This window comes from Jiella avicenniae (genome assembly GCF_021390325.1).
GTDB classification, from domain to species: domain Bacteria; phylum Pseudomonadota; class Alphaproteobacteria; order Rhizobiales; family Rhizobiaceae; genus Jiella; species Jiella avicenniae.
Genome location: NZ_JAJUWU010000014.1, coordinates 1 through 17,659, shown reverse-complemented (window position 1 = coordinate 17,659; position 17,659 = coordinate 1). Strand labels below are relative to the sequence as shown.

Here is a 17,659-nt window from a genome sequence, read left to right as displayed (position 1 = left end):
TCGCCGACCGTCATCACCGTCGACGGCGCCTGTTGATCGAACTGCGCGGCGGCATCCTCCGGGGTGCCGCCGCTTCGCGTTATGGGCTAGACTGGGCCGGTCGGCGAATGGAAGGGGTGCAAGCCGCGCGAGCGGCTTCCGCCACACGTCGCCGGCGGGAGACACAAGCCGGATCGCCTTGCTCGATGCCTCAGCTTCTGCGACGCAAACCAGAACCGCCATTGCCCGAGACGATCGACGTCGCGGGTAGCCCGCTGCCGCTCACCGTCCGGCAGAATCCGCGCGCCAAGCGCATGATCATGCGCATCGCGCCGGGCGGCGGCGGTCTGATCGTCACCGTGCCGCGCGGCATGTCGGCCCGCAAGATCCGGGGGTTTCTCGACCGCCACCGCGGCTGGGTCGAGGAGCGGCTCGCGCGCGTGCCGGACCGAGTCGTCATCGCGCCGGGTGCGATCATCCCGCTGCGCGGCGAGCCGACGCTGCTGACCCATCGCGGCGGCCGGCTGGTGACGCGGCTGGAAGCGCTTGGCGATCAGGCCGCGTCCAGCGCGGGAAAACCCGCAGAGATCGAAACGAGGGCTTCCCGGTCGGGTTCGTCCGACGTCGCGGGTGCGAACGGCGATCTGTTTTCGGCTGCGGGAATGGAACTCGCGGTTTCACCGGTCTCGCCGGCAGCCGGCGCGAAGAGAGCGTCGGGCAGGGCCGCTGCCACGCGGGACGCCGGCAGCCTGGATGGTCCGGGCGATCTCGGCGAGGATGCCGCAGCCGTGACGAGCGCCGATGCGGCCGTGGCCGGAGTCAGCCAGCAGCTTCTCGTCGGCGGCGAAGAAAGGCATTTCTCCCGCCGGGTCCTCGACTTTCTCTGCCGCGAGGCAGGCCGCGATCTCGCCGACAGGGTGAAGTGTCATTCAGCGGCGGTCGGTCTCGAACCCCGCGCCATCACCATCAAGGACACGACCAGCCGCTGGGGCTCCTGCACCCACGACCGGCGCCTCGCCTTTTCCTGGCGCATCGTCATGGCCCCGCCCTCCGTTCTCGACTATCTCGCCGCCCACGAGGTCGCGCATTTTCGCGAGATGAACCACGGTCCGAAATTCTGGGCGCTGTGCCGGCAGCTCTGCCCTGAGATGGAGGCGGGGAAGAGCTGGCTGAAGCAGCACGGGTCGGGGCTGCATGCGGTTAGTATTTAAGTTCGCTATCTGTTCGTGAATCCTAGTATTTGATATAAATAATGAATCACGGAGGTAGCCATGCCAACACAAATGCATTTTGCAACTTTTTTGAAGTTCCTTACCCAGGATATCGGCAACAATATCAAAGATTTATCACGATACGGAGGCGGTGGTGGAAAAGACTTCTACGGACCATCACGGCGTGGTGTTTCTGAACTGCTTTCCGCGGAGTGCGATCTAAATTTACTGATAAAAAAAGTCCAACAAGCCTCGTTACCGAACGCCGTCGAAACAAATGCGAGCGTTATAGCGGAGGTTTCTTCGTGGCTATCCGCTCAAAAAGGTGAGCGGTTCGAGCCCGAAAAGGCAGTATGGAAATCCCCAAACGGCTATTTTTCTTTGTCAATTGAACCGGAAATAGGTCTTACGAAGGGTGCGGAAACGAAGATCATTGCCGTTTATCCACGGCGAAACGGTAGGCTGAATCGAGAGAAGGCAGGCGCTGGAATCATCTTATTGCAAGAGGCCTTCCCGCACCTCGGGGGTGTCCGATTTGGGATTTTGGACTCATCCGCAGGTAAGGCATTTTGGAGTGGGACAAATTCTTCAGCAGGCGTCTTGCGTCATCATGTGCGAATGGTGGAGGACGAGTTGGGCGCGTTGGTCATTTAGCTCGCTCTGTTAAAATCGTCAGGGCTCCACATTATGCGTCCGGAAGCAAAAATCTGCGGGCTCTCCACGCCCGAGACGCTCGAAGTCGCGCTTTCGCGCGGTGCCAGCCATGTCGGCTTCGTGCATTTCGCCAAAAGCCCGCGGCATCTGGATGTCGAGCCGATGGCCGAACTGGTGCGCCTCGTTGCGGGCCGGGCGGAGACCGTTATCGTTACCGTTGATCCCGACGACGAACTGATCGCCCGCTTCGCCGAGGAGGTGCGGCCGGACTGGCTGCAGCTTCACGGCAGGGAGACGCCGGAGCGGGTTGCCGAAATCAAGGCACACACCGGGCTGCGTGTCATGAAGGCGCTGCCGGTCGCGGAAGCCGCCGATCTCGATGCCGTCGCGGCCTATCGCGGCGTCGCCGATCGCATCCTGCTCGATTCCAAGCGCCCCAAGGGATCGAACCTGCCGGGCGGCAACGGCGTCTCCTTCGACTGGCGGCTCCTCGCTGCCCTTGACCCGGATCTCGCCTACATGCTTTCCGGAGGGATCGACGCCGGAAACGTCGCCGAGGCGCTGCGTGTCGCAAGGCCCTCCGGCATCGACGTTTCTTCCGGGGTCGAAAGCGCGCCGGGGATCAAGGACGTCGGCCGCATCGCCACCTTCTTCGACGAGCTGGACCGGATCGCCAGCGAGAAAGGCCCAACGCCGTGAACCAGCAACTGCCCAATTCCTTCCGCGCCGGCCCCGACGAGGAAGGCCGCTTCGGCATCTTCGGCGGGCGCTTCGTCGCAGAGACGCTGATGCCGCTGATCCTCGATCTGCAGGAGCACTGGAATGCGGCGCGGGTGGACCCGGCGTTCAAGGCCGAACTCGACGGGCTGAACAGGCACTACACCGGCCGGCCGTCGCCGCTCTATTTCGCCGAGCGGCTGACGGAGGAACTGGGCGGCGCCAGGATCTACTTCAAGCGCGACGAGCTGAACCACACCGGCTCGCACAAGATCAACAATTGCCTCGGGCAGATCCTGCTCGCCCGCAAGATGGGCAAGACGCGCATCATCGCCGAGACCGGCGCCGGCCAGCACGGCGTCGCGACGGCGACGGTCTGCGCGAGGTTCGGCCTTCCCTGCGTCGTCTACATGGGCGCGACCGACGTCGAGCGGCAGGCGCCAAACGTCTTCCGCATGAAGCTCCTCGGCGCCGAGGTGCGGCCCGTCACCGCCGGCCACGGCACGCTGAAGGACGCGATGAACGAGGCGCTGCGGGACTGGGTGACGAATGTCGATTCCACCTACTATCTAATCGGCACCGCCGCCGGCCCGCATCCCTATCCGGAGCTCGTCAGGGAATTCCAGAGCGTCATCGGCAAGGAGGCGCGCGAGCAGATCCTGGAGGCCGAGGGCCGGCTGCCGGACATGCTGGTCGCTGCCGTCGGCGGCGGCTCGAACGCCATCGGCCTGTTCCACCCCTTCCTCGACGACAAGGACGTTGCGATCGTCGGCGTCGAGGCGGGCGGCAAGGGGCTTGAGGGCGAAGAACACTGCGCCTCGCTGACGGCCGGTTCGCCGGGCGTCCTCCACGGCAACCGCACCTATCTCCTGCAGGACGGGGACGGCCAGATCAAGGAAGGCCACTCGATCTCGGCCGGCCTCGACTATCCCGGCATCGGCCCGGAGCATTCCTGGTTGAAGGATTCCGGCCGCGTCGAATACGTCCCGATCATGGACAAGGAGGCGCTCGCCGCCTTCCAGATGCTGACCCGGACCGAGGGCATCATCCCGGCGCTGGAGCCGGCCCACGCGCTGGCCGAGGTGATCAAGCGCGCCCCCAAGATGGGCAGGGACCAGATCATCGTCATGAATCTCTGCGGGCGAGGGGACAAGGACGTCCACACGGTGGCGAAGCATCTCGGGATGGAGCTGTAGGAGGGGCGAACCTCGCGCACCGCATCCGTTGCGCCGGCTCGATCTGCATTTGGAAGGAGCTGCTCGATGGCATTAGTCGACTTATCCGTTCCGCTCGAGCCTTCCGTGAAGGCGGATCTCGAAGCGGAAGCGCGGCTGTCCAACCAGACGCCGGCCGAAGTCGCCGAAGAGGCGATTGCGCAATATCTTTCGGGTCGCAAGCTCAAGCGCGAAGCCATCCGCCAGGCATTGAAGGAGGCCGACGACGGCGTCTTCATCTCCGAGGCGGCCGTCTTGCGGTGGGTCGAAAGCTGGGGAACGGCGGACGAACTTCCGTCCCCGGAGCCTGATGTCTTTCCGCGCTGATGGACGTCGTTTTCCTGCCGCGCGCACTTGCCGATCTCGGCTGGTTTCGGCGGTACTACGAGCAGATTTTTCCGGATGGGGCCCTCAAGGCCCGCCTTCAGTTCGAAAAGACGCATCAGACGCTGAGGGATCATCCGTTCGCTGGCCGGCAGGCTGAAGAAAACACCCGCGAGATCGTTCTCGGGCGGACGCCGTTCATGTTCGTCTACGTCGTGCGCAACGACAGGGTCGAGATCATTCGCGTGTGGGACCAGCGCGCCGGCCGGTCCGAGGACTGGCCGTAAAACCACGCAGGAAACCCGTTCCGGGAGTGCACTTTGACCGACATCGTCGAAATCCACGTCACCTGTCCCTCGCTGCTCGATGCGCGGGAGATCGCCAGCAAGCTGCTCGACGAGAAGCTCGCGGCCTGCTGCAACATTCCGGTCAAGGAAGTGGACAGCCGCTTCTGGTGGAAGGGCAAGCGCGAGCGTCAGGACGAGTGGCGGTTGATCGTCAAGACGCGGGCCGGCCTGTTCGACGCCTGCGCCAGCGTGATCCGCGAGGCGCATCCCTACGAGACGCCGGCGATCTTCGGCTTCAGGGTCGATTTCGCCGACGCGGCGACTGCGGCCTGGGTGGCGGACAGCTGCCGGGCGGGCTGATCGTCGGGCAGGCTTCGGCGCCCGGCAAACGACCGTAAGGCGCTTCCGCCGGCACCACTTGTCGGCAGCATCGCCGGGTGGAGCGCCCAGAGCCGGCCGGCCCGGCTTGGCAGGGCCTTGCCGGATGGCGTAAGAACCCCTTCACATCCAGCGCGATTTTCAAAATGTCGGGTGCCCGGCGATCGCCGCTGCCGGACGCCCTCTTCGAAAGTTTCCCATGACGACCCGCATCGAAGCCCGTTTCGCCAAGCTGAAAGAGGAAGCCCGGCCCGCCCTCGTCACCTTCGTCATGGCGGGCGATCCGGATCACGAGACGGCGCTCGAAGTCGTCCGGGGGCTTCCCGGCGCCGGCGCCGACGTGATCGAACTCGGCATGCCGTTTTCCGATCCGATGGCTGACGGGCCGGCGATCCAGAAGGCCGGCCTGCGCGCGCTCAAGGCCGGCGAGAGCCTGAAGAAGACGCTGTCGCTGGTGAAGGACTTCCGGCAGGGCGACGCAGAGACCCCGATCATCCTGATGGGCTATTTCAACCCGATCTACATCTACGGCGTCGACGCCTTCGTGGCGGATGCGCTCGCGGCCGGCGTCGACGGGCTGATCGTCGTCGACCTGCCGCCGGAGATGGACGACGAACTGTGCCTGCCGGCCCTCGACGCCGGGCTCAACTTCATCCGGCTGGCGACGCCGACAACCGACGACAAGCGCCTGCCGGCCGTTCTCAAAAACACCTCCGGCTTCGTCTACTACGTCTCGATCACCGGCATCACCGGCTCGGCCGCGCCCGATGCGGCCAAGGTCGCGGCGGCGGTCGAGCGGATCAAGCGGCATACCGATCTGCCGGTCTGCGTCGGTTTCGGTGTCCGAAGCGCCGAACAGGCGGCCGAGATCGGACGCGGCGCAGACGGCGTCGTCGTCGGCTCGGCCCTGGTTTCGGCGATCGAGGCCTCGCTTCAGCCGGGCGGCACGCCGGCGGTGCAGGCCGTCACCGACATCGTCGCGCGGCTTGCGGAAGGCGTCAGGACCTCCCGCCTTGCCAAGGCCTGACCTAACGGCCATCTGAAGGGGCCATGCCCCTTTGTCGTTTCAAGTCCCGAATGACGGATCATCGCCCGTGAACTGGATCACCAACTACGTCCGCCCGAAGATCTCCAGCCTTCTGGCCACGCGTCAGGTACCGGAAAATCTGTGGATCAAATGTCCCGAGACCGGCGAGATGGTCTTCCACAAGGATCTCGAAGCCAATCAGTGGGTGGTGCCGTCCTCCGGTTTCCACATGCGCATCAGGGCCAAGGACCGGCTCGCCCACTTCTTCGACGACGGCGTCTACGACCTCGTCGAGCTGCCGACGGCGGCGGTCGATCCTCTGAAGTTCCGCGACCAGAAGCGTTACGTCGACCGGCTGAAGGAAAACCGCGCGAAGGCCGAGATGGACGACGCCGTCATCGTCGGCAAGGGCTCGATCGAGGGCCTGCCGGTCGTCGCGACGGTGCAGGATTTCGCCTTCATGGGCGGTTCGCTCGGCATGGTCGCCGGCGAGGCGATCATCAGGGGCTTCGAGACGGCCATCGCCGAGAAGCGGCCTCTGGTGCTGTTCTCCGCGTCCGGCGGCGCGCGCATGCAGGAGGGCATCCTGTCCTTGATGCAGCTGCCGCGTACCACCGTCGCGGTGGAGATGCTGAAGGAGGCGGGGCTTCCCTACATCGTCGTCCTGACCAATCCGACGGCGGGCGGCGTTTCGGCCTCCTATGCCATGCTGGGGGACGTGCACATTGCGGAGCCGGGCGCGGTGATCGGCTTTGCCGGCGCCCGGGTGATCGAGCAGACGATCCGCGAGAAGCTTCCCGACGGCTTCCAGCGGGCGGAATATCTGATGGAACACGGCATGGTCGACATGGTGGTGCCGCGCCAGCAGCTGAAGAGCCGCATCGCGACGCTGCTGAAGCTTCTCACCCGGACCCCCGCGCCGGAGGTCGCCCGCCTCATCGGGAACGACGCCGACGAGGCTGAGACGTTCGCGGGCGACGGCGGGGAACAGCGGGGCGAGACGGAGCAGCGCGAAAACGCCGCAGCGCACTGAACCTATCCTTTTGCATCGACGGAAGGGCTGGCGTAACACGCCGCGATGACCACGACTTCACTCGCCGCAGCCGAAATCGAAACGCTTCTCGGTCGCCATCCCAAGGGCTTCGACCTCACGCTGGAGCGTATCGCCCGGCTTCTGACGGCGCTCGGCGATCCGCATCTGCGGCTGCCGCCGACCATCCACGTGGCGGGCACGAACGGCAAGGGTTCCGTCACGGCCTTTGCGCGGGCGATCCTCGAAGCCGGCGGCCGGGGCGTCCACACACACACCTCGCCGCATCTCGTCAACTGGCACGAGCGCTATCGTCTCGCCGCCCCGCAGGGCGGCTCGCGCCTCGTCGACGACCAAGTGCTGGCAGAAGCGGTGAGGGTCGCGGCGAAGGCCAATGACGGCAAGCCGATCACCGTGTTCGAGATCCTGACGGCCGTCACCTTCCTGCTCTTCTCCGAACATCCGGCCGACGTCGCCATCGTCGAGGTGGGGCTCGGCGGGCGCTTCGACGCCACCAACGTCATCGCCAGACCCGCCGTCAGCGTGATCACCCCCATCTCGCTCGACCACCAGTCCTTTCTCGGCGACCGTGTGGAACTCATCGCCGCCGAAAAGGGCGGGATCATCAAGCCTGGCATCCCCCTGGTCATCGGCCAGCAGGCCGAAGAGGTTGCGCTCGAAGTCCTCACCAGCATCGCCGATCGCGTCGGCGCGCCGGTCTCCGTCTACGGTCAGGATTTCTTCGCCTACGAAGAGCATGGCCGGATGGTCTATCAGGACGAGATCGGCCTTCTCGACCTGCCGCTGCCGCGTCTGCCGGGCCGCCACCAGATCGGCAATGCCGCGACCGCGATCGCCGCGCTGCGCAAGAGCCCGTTCCCGCCCTCCGACGCCGCGGTGGAAGAAGGGCTGTCGAACGTCGAATGGTTCGGCCGGATGCAGCGCATCACCGAGGGGCCGCTCCTCGAAATCGCTGCTGCCGGCGCCGAAATCTGGATCGACGGCGGTCACAATCCCGGCGCGGGCGTTGCCATCGCCGAAACCCTCGCCGACATGGAAGAGCGGGTGCAGCGGCCGCTGTTCCTGATCGCGGGGATGATCAACACCAAGGAGCCGGTGGGCTTCTTCTCGGCCTTCGCGGGCATGGCGCGGCGGGTCTTCACCGTGCCGATCACGGTGAGCGAAGCGGGCATCGATCCGGACGAACTCGCCGACGCGGCGATCGAGGCCGGCCTCGACGCCGAGCCCGCCAATTCCGTCGAGGAGGCGATCCGGCTCGTCTCGGCCAATTGGCAGGCCTCGCCCGCGCCGCGCTTCCTGATCTGCGGCTCGCTCTATCTCGTCGGCGAAGTGCTCGGAAGCAACGGCATGGCGCCTCGGTAGAATGCGACGCGACGTCCTCGATGTCGGAGTGATCGCGGCGTTTGCCGATCGGAGCCGTCCGTCCGCTGTCGGAGATCTCGCCTCACCGGCAGGCCGCGCCATTCCCGTCACTCGATGATGTCGGCCTTCGCGTCGTGCCCCCCCGGGCGCCGTCTTTCCCGGCGGCGCGTGGCCATCGCCACGGCGCCGTGGGCGCCGCCACCGCAGGCCCAGCCGGCGAGAAAACCGGCGAGGGCGAGCATGATGCCGTCGCCGCTGGCCGGAATGGCCGGGCGATAGTCCTCGGCCGCCCGTCCGGCGATCGACCAGTCCGGATCGACGACGATCTCGAAGGGCCGGAACAGCGGCGTGGTGGAAACGAGGGCGCGGTAGCGTCGCTCCAACTCGGCGAAGCGTTCGCGGTTCGCCTCGGCGTCGGTGCCCTGCCGCACGGCGACGTCGTCGGCATTCTGCTTCAGCCGCTCGATCGCCGCCTCGGGGGCGAGGTCGGATGCCCGCGCGCTTTCCTCGAACCGCTCGACGACGACCTGCAACTCGTCCGCCGCCCCACCGAGCCGCTGCAGATACTGCTGGGTGAACTCCGCCGACTGGCTGAACAGGAGGCCGCCGACGAGGGCGGCGAAGACGCGGGCGAGAAAGCCGGACAGCGTGTCTCCTCCTATCGCTCTGCCGCAAGGCTCGCGCCGCGCTCGAGAAGCGCGTCGATCGTCGAGCCCTTGGCGGCTTTCAGGAGCGGCGTGAAGTCACCATCCTCCAGTGCCGCGTCCGCGGCTTCGAGGATGGCGGCATGGGTGAGGCGGGCGATCGCCGAGCCGACCGAAATGCGGCGGATGCCGATGGCCGCGAAGTCGGTCTTGCGGAACTTCGCGAACGGCCCGGCGGCGAGAGCGTTGACGGGCTTCGTGAGGCTCTGGACGATCCGCCCGAGGTCGTCGAGGCTGGTGGGCATCGGCACGTAGAGAAGGTCCGCACCGGCCGCCTCGAAGGCGCGAACCCGGCGGATGGCTTCGGCGAGGTCGTAGTGGCCGTTCATGATTCCGTCGGCCCGGGCGCAAAGGACGAAGGGCCGTCCGAGGCTTCGGGCGGCGCCCGCCGCGGCGCGAATGCGATCGACGGCGAGATCGAAATCATAGGGGGCGTGGCCCTCGGCCATCGCGGTGTCCTCGATCGAGCAGCCCGACAGGCCGACCTCGCCGGCCAGGCGGACCGTTTCGGCAACGTCCTCCGGTGCGTCGGCGAAGCCGTTCTCGAAATCGCCCGAGACGGGCAGGGGCGTCGCTGCCAGGATCTCGGCGGCATGGGCGAGCGCCTCGTCGCGGCTGACCGTGCCCATGTCCGGGCGTCCCATGGTGAAGGCGAAGCCGGCGCTCGTCGTCGCCAGGGCCTTTGCGCCCTTCGCGGCCATCAATCGCGCCGAACCGGCATCCCAGGGATTGGGGATGACGAAGCAGCCGGATCGATGCAGCGCCTCGAAGCGCTCGTGCCTTTCGGCGGCCATTGCAGAGCTTTCTTTCCGTAAAGTCATTCGATCATACGAAAAAGGCCCGCGCCTGTCGCGCGAGCCTTTTCGTCACCCACCGAAATGTCTCGGGCGATTACGCCGCGCCCTTGATCCAGTCGACCAGCTTCGACTTCGACTGGGCGCCGACCTGCACGGCCGCCGGCTCGCCGTTCTTGAACAGAAGCAGCGTCGGGATCGAGCGGACGCCGTATTTCGCGGCAAGATCGGGGTTCTCGTCGATATTGACCTTGGCGACCTCGATGTCGGCCATCTCCTCTGAAATCTCCTCGAGGCTCGGCCCGATCATCTTACAAGGTCCGCACCATTCGGCCCAGAAGTCGACGACCACCGGCTTGCCGTTGTCGAGGACGTCGCTCTGAAAACTCTGGGTATCGACTTTCTTCGTCGCCATGTTCGGCTCCTGTAAAACGTTTCATCGCCTAGGTAGCCCTCACGGAAGGGCAATTCAAGCAAGGTCCGCGTTCGGCGAACGCGGTGTCGTCGCATCGGAAACGTCGGCGGTGCGCCCGGCAAGGGCGGCGTCGAGCCGCTCGGCGGGAACGGCGATCAACCGCGGCGCCTCGGTGAAGATCAGCGCCGCCTCGACGCGCCGTCCCGGATAGAGCGGCGCGATCATCGCGCGGTAGAGCGCGAGCTGCAGGACATAGGGCTGCGGCACGGCGGAGAGATCCTCCGGCGGCGGCCGGTTGGTCTTGTAGTCGACGATCAGCACCCGGTCCTCGGTGACGGCGAGGCGGTCGATCGTGCCGTTGACGGTGTAGCTCTTGCCGCGCAGCTCCACCTCGCCGGCGACCGCCACCTCGGCCCGGCTGCCGGCGGAAAAGATCGGCGCGAAGGCCGGCTCGGCCATGACCGCGAGGACCGATTCGGCCAGCCGGTCGCACTCCTTCGGCGGAAGGTCATGAGCGAGCGCGGAGAGGATCAGCCGGGCGGCGGTCGCACGTTCTGCCGGCGGAACGTCGGGCAGAAGCTCCAGCATGCGGTGCGCCGCCAAGCCGCGGCGGATCGCGAAGGACGGCGCGGCGCCTGCCGAAAGGACCGGCGAGGGCGTCGATGCCGGTTGCGTCTCGCCGGCTTCCTCGCCGGGCGTTGCGCCGGCCTCGGGGCCCATTTCCGGCTCGGGCAGGAGCTCGGCAGCCGTGCCGGCCACCGACGGCGAGAGCGGGCGCGGCGGCAGAACCTCCGCCGGCAGCTTCGACAGCGGCAGGTCCGGAGCGGGCGGGGCAGCCTGTCGCTCTGGCGCGAGCTTTTCGCCGCCGGGCGCCGCGCCGAGCCGCAGGGCGCTCGTCTCGCCGGAGGCGTCGGTGACGGTTTCCGCCTCGCCCTCCAGCGCCGATGCGACGCGCTGCAGCCAGGTCGCCTCGTTCGGCCCGCGCTGGGGGGCGAGGCCGCAGACGACGAGACGATCGGCGGCCCGTGTCATGCCGACATAGAGAAGCCGGCGATACTCGTCCTCGGCGCGATCCTTTTCCGTCGCCTTCAACGCGTCGACCGCGGCGTTGCGCAGCTCCTTGGTCGGGCACCAGAGAAAACCGGGCGCCCCACCGTGATGGATCCCCGGCATCGCCTCCCAGGCGATCAGGCTGGCGCCATGGCTGGCGGAAAACGGCGCCGAGCCCGGATCGACCAGGAAGACCACGGGCGCCTCCAGCCCCTTCGAGGCATGCACCGTCAGGATGCGCACCTCGCCGCGACCGTGGCCGAGTTCGCGCTTGAGGATCGGCGGGCTGTCGGAGAGTTCGGCAAGGAAGGCGTCGAGGCCGGCGACGCCGGCCTCCTCCTTGGCGAGAGCGAGATCGAGAAAGGCGTCGATGACCTCGCCGGCATCGCGGCCGAGCCGCGAGACCAGCGCCTTGCGCCCCCCTTCCGGCCCCAGAATGCGGGCGTAGAATTCGAAGACGCCCTGAAAGCCCGCCCGGGCGCGCAGCTCGTCCAGCCGGGCGATCGCCGACCGCGCCTTTGCCAGCAGCGCCGTCGCCGCCGCGCCGTCCGGCACGAAGCCGGGCAGGCGGGTCGGCCCCTTGTCTTCGTCGGCGAGAAGACGCAAGGCCAGGGACAGCGGCTGCGAGCCGTCGCGGGAGAGAGCCAGCGCCATCAGCTCGTCGTCGGAAAAGTCGAAGAGCGGGCTCTTCAGCACCGCGGCCAGCGACAGGTCGTCGTCGAAATTCGCTGCCACCCGGCCGAGAGCCATCAGATCCTCGATGGCGATGTGATCGGTGATGGCGAGCCGATCGGTGCCGGCGACGGCGATGTGCCGGTCCCTGAGCGCCGCTGCCAGCGCCGCGCCGAAGCCGGAGCGCTTCCTCACCAGAACCATGACGTCGCCGGGTGTGAGCGCGCGCCGCTCGCCCTTGACGGTGATCGGATCGCCCAGCCAGGCCGCGATCTGGTCGGCGATCCGGCCGGCGAGGCGGTGGGCCGGCGAACTCTCCGGCTCGACGTCGAGGGGCTTCGTCCAGTCGTCGGGCTCTTCCTGCGTCCTCGCCTGAAACGCCGGCCAGACCTCGACGAGGCCTGGTCCGTCGCGTCGTGCGGCCGAATGGACTGGCGCCTCGTCGCCGGCCGAGAGCCCCTTGCGGTTGGCGGGATCGGCGAACACCCGGTCGACGGCGGAGAGCACCGTCTCGACCGTGCGGAAGGAGCGGTTGAGCTGGATCGCCTCGAAGGGAATGCCGGCGCCGCCGGCTCGCCTCTCGACCCGCCGGCGCTCCTCGTCGAACATGTGCGGCGAGGCGCCCTGGAAGGAGTAGATCGACTGCTTTTCGTCGCCGACGGCAAAGAGGGTGCGCTGGCGATTGTGGCTGCCCTGGCCGGCGAAGAACTCCTCGGCGAGCTCGCGCATCACCTGCCACTGGCGCGGGCTGGTATCCTGCGCCTCGTCGATGAGGATGTGGTCGATGCCCTTGTCGAGCTTGTAGTGGACCCAGCTCGCCGCTTCCGAGCGCAGCAGGAGATCGGCGGTGTGGGCGATGAGATCGGTGAAGTCGAGCCGGCCGCGACGCCGCTTCAGGGTCGCATAGTCCCGCTCGAAGGCGTCGGTGATCACGAGCGCCGCGCGGCTGGCGCGATAAAGCCGGAGCGTCGCCAGGCGTTCTTCCACGGCTCTCGCCCGCTCGCCCGCCGCCTGGACGCGCTCCAGGAAATCGGGAACGAATTCGGCGACGCCCTTGGTGACGAGGCCTCGCAGCGACCCGCGGATCTCCCCCTTGGAATCGAGGCCGAAGGCGCGATAGGCGGCAAACCGATCCTGCGGCGCGGCGTTCGCGTCGGCGAAGAGCGCCAGCCGTTCGGCGAACTTGCCGTCCGACGACCCTTTCGAGGCGAGTGCCGCGACCCTGAGGATCTCGCACGTGTCGGGATCGAGATGCGGGCAGTCGAGCGCCGCAAGCAGGATCGGCTCTTCGGCCTCTCCGTCGTCGACGTCGAACGCGTCGGCGAGCAGCGCGATTGCTTCGTCGAGCCCGCCGGCCTCCTCCAGATGCCGGGCGAGATCGTCGCGCTTGAAGGCGATATCGGCGAGCAGCCTGTCGAGGCCGAACTCGCCCCCGGTCTGAAGCGCCTCGGCAAAGGCGTCGGCGAGCCGCCGCGCCTCCGGCTGCGGCATCCTGGCCGAACCCGTCAGAAGACGCTTGCGCGTTTCGGCGAGAAGCCGCACGGTCTCGGCCTCCTCCATCACGGCGAAATGGCCGGGAACGTCCGCCTCCAGCGGAAACTGGTGGAGGATCGCCTCGCAGAAGGCGTGGATCGTCTGAATCTTCAGCCCGCCCGGCGTCTCGAGCGCGCGGGCGAAGAGCTGGCGCGCCTCTGCGAGCCGTCTTGCGTCCGGCCGCCGGCCGTCTTCGAGCTTCGCCAGAACCTCGGCGAGCGCCTCGCCGGGCATGGTCGCCCATTCGCCGAGGCGGGCGAAGACGCGGGCCGACATTTCCGCCGCCGCCGCCTTGGTGAAGGTGAGGCAGAGGATCTTCGACGGGTCGACGCCGGCCAGAAGCAGCCGCACCACCCGCTCGGTGAGGACGTGGGTCTTGCCCGAGCCGGCATTGGCCGAGACGAAGACCGAGCGCTCCGGATCGGAGGCGATCGCCTGACGGCGCTTCGTCTCGGCATCGACGTAGAAGCCGAGAGAGGCGTTCGCGGAACCGGTCATTCGGCCTCTCCCTCGTCGTCGTCCCCGCCCGAGACCGACCATTCCTTGACCCTTGCGAGATGGTCGTAGTCGCCGGAAAAGTCGCCCGCGAGGACGGGGCGCGTGCGCGAGGCGAAGGCGGTCTCTTCTCGCAGGAACAAGGCCGCCAGCCCTTCGAAGCGCCGCATCGCCTTGTCGGACAGCTCCGTCGGAACGCAGGGCAGCGTGGTCTTCGTGCCGGGCGTCTCCAGGCCCTCGCTCTTCAGTTCGCGCTCGCGCAGCCTGACATAGACGAGGTCGGCGATGGTCTCGCCGGGGCTCGTCCCTTCGAAGTCGCCGCGCATCGCCATGCCGCCTTCCAGCGCCAGCTGCGGGGACAGGAGCGTGCGGGCCTGTTTCACCGAGGGCTTCGTGCCGGTCTTGAAGTCGAGGATGACGATCGATCCGTCGGACAGGCGGTCGATGCGGTCCGAGCGGCCGGAAAGCGTCACGCCGATGGCGGGAAACTCGCTCGAACCGGAACGTTCCGCGAGGCGTTCGCGCACCATGGCGTTCCGCTCCCGTTCCCAGGCGAGAAACCGCGCCGTGGTGCCGAGGATCCGCGGCCACCACACCGCCGCGACGTCGCCGGGCAGGGCCGCGCGGGCAAAATGCTCCTCGGCGATCAGCCGCAGTTCCTCGGCCGCCTCCGGCTCGTCCGGATCGATCCCTTTGATGACGAAATCGGCGACGATGGCGTGGATCAGCTCGCCCCGCTCCCGGGCATGCGGCGCCCGCATCAGCGGCGGCAGGGCGTCGAGCTTCATGATGCGCTTCGCGTGGATGGCATAGGGGTCGCGGATCAGCGTCTCGACCTCGGTGACCGAATAGCGCTTCGGCCGCGTCTCGACCGGCGGGCGTGGCTGCGGCCGGGCGATGCGCGGCCGGTCGTCTGCGGTCTCCAGCGCTTCGGCCGCCGCGACATAGACCTCGCCGCGCTCGGTCATCGCGCGGGTGGCTTCCGTGCCGGCGAGCGTCGTCACCCGCTGCAACAGGCGCGAGGCGATGGTCGGCGCCCCGTCCATGCGACGCGACCGGGTGAGGACGACGCGCTCCGCGCCCATCGCCATCCAGAAGTCGTGGGCGGCGAGGCCCACCCGTCGCTCCGGCGGATCGAGGGCGATCTCCCGCCGCATCAGCCGCGACAGGAACGCGCCGCTCGTCGCCCCGGCCGGCCACACCCCCTCGTTCAGCGAGCCGAGGATCGCGACGTCGACGCTTTCCAGCCGCGCCTCCAGCGTGCCGAGGACGAAGGCCCGCGCCGAGAGGCCGCCGCGCGGCTTGACCGTGACACCCGAGATCAGCGTCTCCACCGCATCGGGTAGCTCCTCGGCCGGGAAGGCGAAGCCGGTCTGCGGCGCGGCGACGAGCTTGGCCAGAAACTCGGCCAGGGCCGCGCCGTTCTCGCCCGCGTAGAGTTCGCTCGAACCGCCCTTTTCGTCCCGCGCCAGAGCCTCGAGAGCCTCGGTGAGCGGCACGGCATAGTCGGCGATCTCGCGCGGCTCGGTCCCGCGAAGCGCCGCCAGCGGCCTCAGCGCCGCGGCGAAATCCTCGGCGAAGCTGCGCGCGGCCACGTATTCGCCGGCTTTGACGTTGCGGGCAGGGCGGGTCAGAAGCCGGCCGATCTCCCCGGCGGGAAGCGCTTCGATCGCCTCGATGCGGCGCCGGACGATCTCGCCGAGCCTTGCGCCGTCGGCGACGTCGACGGTGCCGCGAATGGCGATCAGTTCGATGGCGCGGGCGGCGTTGCGGGCCTCGATCGCCTTGCGGCCGAGGCGGCAGAGCGGATGCTTGAGGAGGCCGAGCAGGGCGACGGGATCGCCAGGTTCCAGCGCCACCGCGAGGGCGGCCGACAGGAGCGTTCCGGGGGCCGTCGTGCCGAGGGGCCGGCCGGCGGAATCGTTGGCGGTGATGCCGAAGCGTTCGAGTTCGGCAAGGACGCGCCGCGCCAGCCGCCGGTCCGGTGTGATCAGCGCGACGGTGGCTTCGGGGCGCTCCAGGGCTTCGCGCATGGCGGCGGCGATGGCGAGCGCCTCGATCCGCGATTCGCCCGCCTCGATCAGCGCGACGTCTTCCAGCACGTCCCGACCGAGAGCGTCCGGACCGAAGGCGGGCGCCTCCTCGGCCCAGAGCGCCGTCGTCTCGGCGGGGCGCAGCGCGCTTGCCAGAAACCGTTCGCGCTCGGCCAGCGCCGGCGACAGGTCGCCGTCGAGATGTCGGACCGATTCGGGCGGCAGGGCGAATCGCGTCAAGATCCGTTTCAGGCCGTATTGCGGATGGCCGGGCGCGGCGATCGACAGGTCACGATCGATGGCCGCGAAACCCGCTTCGCCGATGTGCCTATCGAGGCCGGGCAGGACCAGCGCACCTTCGGGCAGGGTCGCCACCGCATGCATCAGGTCGAGCGTCGCCGGCGCGGTCGCCGTCGAGCCGGCGAGGATCACCGGGCCTTTCGCCCCGCCGGACAGGAGCCGGGCTGCCTCCGAGCGCAGCCAGACGTTCTTGGCGGCGGCCTCGCTGGTGACGCCGCGCTCCTTCAGGTGTTGCGGCCAGTGCTCGGTGACGATTTCGAGAAAGGACAGGGTCGTCTGCCACCATGCGGCGAGCGCGTCCGGCGCAAGCCCGGCGAGCTTGGCGAAGGAGGTGCCCTCGGTCTCGATCTCGTCGAGAAGGGCGCCGAGATCGCCGGCCAGCGCCAGCGCCTCCGCCGCGGAGGCCTCACGCCCGGGCAATGTCTCCGCTTCGCCGCCCGGCAGCGCCGCGCCGGCGGCGCGCTCGGCGAGCCGGCGCCACTCGCGGGCGAGCCTTGCGAGAGCGAGCCGGCGTTCCAGCTCGGGCATCGCCGGCAGCATCGTGCCGGCCGAACTCTCCTTCGTGGCGAAGATCGCCGCCTCGTCGCCCTCGCCGATCGGCCGGATCGTCGGCAGGATCGCCGAGCGAACGCCGAATCTCTCCCCGAGCACCTGGGTGAACGCCGCCCCGAGGCTCCGCGCCGCGCGCCGGCTGGGCACGTAGACGATGACGCCGGCCAGCGCCAGCGGATCGCCGTCATAGCGAAAAGTCTCGACGATCCGCCCGGAAAGCAGCCCCGCCGCCAGGGTCTTCAGGAACGGCCGGCCGGGCGGGATCGAGAGAAGGTTGGGTGCCATCCGGGCAGCCTAATGCGATACGGGCCGATTCGCATCGGCCCGTATCGGGCATTGCCTGACGGTGCCGACGCGAGCCGCCTTGAAAGGGCAGGCGCTGCGAATCGGAACGGACACCGTCGCTCGATTTGCTTTCGGCCTCAGAAGATGAAGTCGTTCGCGTCGAGGTCTGCGATGAGGACGTTGTTCAGGGTGATGGTGTTCGCCCCGTCCGTGATCACGGCATTGGCGCCGACCTGCGTGAGGTGGTTTGCCTGGAGATCGGCAAAGGAGGTGATGGCGGTCACCGCCGACAGGTCGATCTTCTCGAAGCTGTTGAACTCGTCGAAGTCGGTGATCGTGTCCTTGCCGAAGCCGTTGACGAAAATGAACGTGTCGGCGTCGGCTCCACCTTCCAGTAAGTCGTTGCCCGCGCCGCCATCGAGGACGTCCTTCCCGCCTAGTCCGAAAAGCTTGTCGTTGCCGATGCCGCCGGAAAGCCTGGTGTTTCCGGACCCGCCGTACAAGGTGTCTTCGCCGTCATATCCGAAGATGAGCCAAGTCGCGAAATTGGCGTGAATCACGTCGTTGCCGGTTCCGCCCATCACCCGTTCGACGCTGATCAGCGTGTCGGTGCCGATTTGGG

General features: G+C 67.9%; 16 protein-coding genes. 10 read left to right on the top strand and 6 right to left on the bottom strand.

From position 1 onward, the window contains the following. The first annotated feature begins 221 nt into the window (after positions 1 to 221). The 10 genes from LZD57_RS13650 to LZD57_RS13605 all read left to right on the top strand — a co-directional run bounded on the left by LZD57_RS13650 (position 222) and on the right by LZD57_RS13605 (position 8,204). Entirely contained in the window at positions 222 to 1,190 is a 969-nt protein-coding gene (locus LZD57_RS13650) for a M48 family metallopeptidase (RefSeq protein ID WP_233720035.1), read from the top strand. Positions 1,191 to 1,250: 60 nt separating this feature from the next. After that, complete coding sequence (locus LZD57_RS13645; protein WP_233720034.1) at positions 1,251 to 1,844, top strand: hypothetical protein; 594 nt, start codon at positions 1,251 to 1,253, stop codon at positions 1,842 to 1,844. A 33-nt stretch (positions 1,845 to 1,877) separates the two neighbouring features. Further along, positions 1,878 to 2,543: a phosphoribosylanthranilate isomerase gene (locus LZD57_RS13640; RefSeq protein ID WP_233720033.1), complete on the top strand. Its 666-nt coding sequence runs from the start codon at positions 1,878 to 1,880 to the stop codon at positions 2,541 to 2,543. Further along, positions 2,540 to 3,757, top strand: coding sequence for a tryptophan synthase subunit beta (gene trpB, locus LZD57_RS13635; protein ID WP_233720032.1), 1,218 nt, complete (start codon positions 2,540 to 2,542; stop codon positions 3,755 to 3,757). The genes LZD57_RS13640 and trpB overlap by 4 nt, the downstream gene beginning before the upstream one ends. Before the next feature lie 66 nt (positions 3,758 to 3,823). Next, the gene (locus LZD57_RS13630; RefSeq protein ID WP_233720031.1) at positions 3,824 to 4,102 is read left to right on the top strand and encodes a CopG family ribbon-helix-helix protein; all 279 of its coding nucleotides are present in this window, start codon (positions 3,824 to 3,826) and stop codon (positions 4,100 to 4,102) included. After that, positions 4,102 to 4,386 (top strand): type II toxin-antitoxin system RelE/ParE family toxin, encoded by a 285-nt coding sequence (locus tag LZD57_RS13625; protein WP_233720030.1) that lies wholly within the window; start codon positions 4,102 to 4,104, stop codon positions 4,384 to 4,386. The genes LZD57_RS13630 and LZD57_RS13625 overlap by 1 nt, the downstream gene beginning before the upstream one ends. 33 nt (positions 4,387 to 4,419) lie before the next feature. Beyond that, a complete protein-coding gene (cutA, locus tag LZD57_RS13620) occupies positions 4,420 to 4,746 on the top strand; it encodes a divalent-cation tolerance protein CutA (RefSeq protein WP_233720029.1) in 327 nt (108 codons plus the stop codon). Between the two features lie 217 nt (positions 4,747 to 4,963). Then, entirely contained in the window at positions 4,964 to 5,791 is an 828-nt protein-coding gene (gene trpA / locus LZD57_RS13615) for a tryptophan synthase subunit alpha (protein ID WP_233720028.1), read from the top strand. A gap of 67 nt (positions 5,792 to 5,858) precedes the next feature. Continuing rightward, positions 5,859 to 6,824, top strand: a complete 966-nt coding sequence (gene accD, locus LZD57_RS13610; protein ID WP_233720027.1) for an acetyl-CoA carboxylase, carboxyltransferase subunit beta — start codon at positions 5,859 to 5,861, stop codon at positions 6,822 to 6,824. A gap of 45 nt (positions 6,825 to 6,869) precedes the next feature. After that, positions 6,870 to 8,204, top strand: coding sequence for a bifunctional folylpolyglutamate synthase/dihydrofolate synthase (locus LZD57_RS13605; RefSeq protein ID WP_233720026.1), 1,335 nt, complete (start codon positions 6,870 to 6,872; stop codon positions 8,202 to 8,204). Between the two features lie 107 nt (positions 8,205 to 8,311). On the opposite strand, the gene LZD57_RS13600 is transcribed toward LZD57_RS13605, so the two are convergent. The 6 genes from LZD57_RS13600 to LZD57_RS13575 form a co-directional block, all read right to left on the bottom strand. After that, on the bottom strand, positions 8,312 to 8,851 hold the full coding sequence (locus tag LZD57_RS13600; protein WP_255699955.1) for a DUF2937 family protein: 540 nt from the start codon (positions 8,849 to 8,851) through the stop codon (positions 8,312 to 8,314). Between the two features lie 11 nt (positions 8,852 to 8,862). Beyond that, a complete protein-coding gene (locus LZD57_RS13595) occupies positions 8,863 to 9,702 on the bottom strand; it encodes an isocitrate lyase/PEP mutase family protein (protein ID WP_233720025.1) in 840 nt (279 codons plus the stop codon). Between the two features lie 97 nt (positions 9,703 to 9,799). Further along, complete coding sequence (trxA, locus tag LZD57_RS13590; RefSeq protein ID WP_233720024.1) at positions 9,800 to 10,117, bottom strand: thioredoxin; 318 nt, start codon at positions 10,115 to 10,117, stop codon at positions 9,800 to 9,802. A gap of 54 nt (positions 10,118 to 10,171) precedes the next feature. Beyond that, positions 10,172 to 13,870 (bottom strand): double-strand break repair helicase AddA, encoded by a 3,699-nt coding sequence (gene addA, locus LZD57_RS13585; RefSeq protein ID WP_233720023.1) that lies wholly within the window; start codon positions 13,868 to 13,870, stop codon positions 10,172 to 10,174. Then, positions 13,867 to 17,037, bottom strand: a complete 3,171-nt coding sequence (gene addB, locus LZD57_RS13580; RefSeq protein WP_233720022.1) for a double-strand break repair protein AddB — start codon at positions 17,035 to 17,037, stop codon at positions 13,867 to 13,869. The genes addA and addB overlap by 4 nt, the downstream gene beginning before the upstream one ends. 137 nt (positions 17,038 to 17,174) lie before the next feature. After that, positions 17,175 to 17,659, bottom strand: a 485-nt coding sequence (locus LZD57_RS13575) for a calcium-binding protein (RefSeq protein ID WP_420844807.1), incomplete at its 5' end; no start/stop codon positions are given.

What these genes read in the sequence shown, in the direction of transcription:
- LZD57_RS13630 (WP_233720031.1), top strand. Translation starts at nt 3,824, where the DNA reads ATGGCATTAGTCGACTTATCCGTTCCGCTCGAGCCTTCCGTGAAGGCG.
- addB (WP_233720022.1), bottom strand. Translation starts at nt 17,037, where the DNA reads ATGGCACCCAACCTTCTCTCGATCCCGCCCGGCCGGCCGTTCCTGAAG.
- addA (WP_233720023.1), bottom strand. Translation starts at nt 13,870, where the DNA reads ATGACCGGTTCCGCGAACGCCTCTCTCGGCTTCTACGTCGATGCCGAG.
- trpA (WP_233720028.1), top strand. Translation starts at nt 4,964, where the DNA reads ATGACGACCCGCATCGAAGCCCGTTTCGCCAAGCTGAAAGAGGAAGCC.
- LZD57_RS13595 (WP_233720025.1), bottom strand. Translation starts at nt 9,702, where the DNA reads ATGGCCGCCGAAAGGCACGAGCGCTTCGAGGCGCTGCATCGATCCGGC.
- trxA (WP_233720024.1), bottom strand. Translation starts at nt 10,117, where the DNA reads ATGGCGACGAAGAAAGTCGATACCCAGAGTTTTCAGAGCGACGTCCTC.
- LZD57_RS13640 (WP_233720033.1), top strand. Translation starts at nt 1,878, where the DNA reads ATGCGTCCGGAAGCAAAAATCTGCGGGCTCTCCACGCCCGAGACGCTC.
- LZD57_RS13625 (WP_233720030.1), top strand. Translation starts at nt 4,102, where the DNA reads ATGGACGTCGTTTTCCTGCCGCGCGCACTTGCCGATCTCGGCTGGTTT.
- LZD57_RS13645 (WP_233720034.1), top strand. Translation starts at nt 1,251, where the DNA reads ATGCCAACACAAATGCATTTTGCAACTTTTTTGAAGTTCCTTACCCAG.
- LZD57_RS13605 (WP_233720026.1), top strand. Translation starts at nt 6,870, where the DNA reads ATGACCACGACTTCACTCGCCGCAGCCGAAATCGAAACGCTTCTCGGT.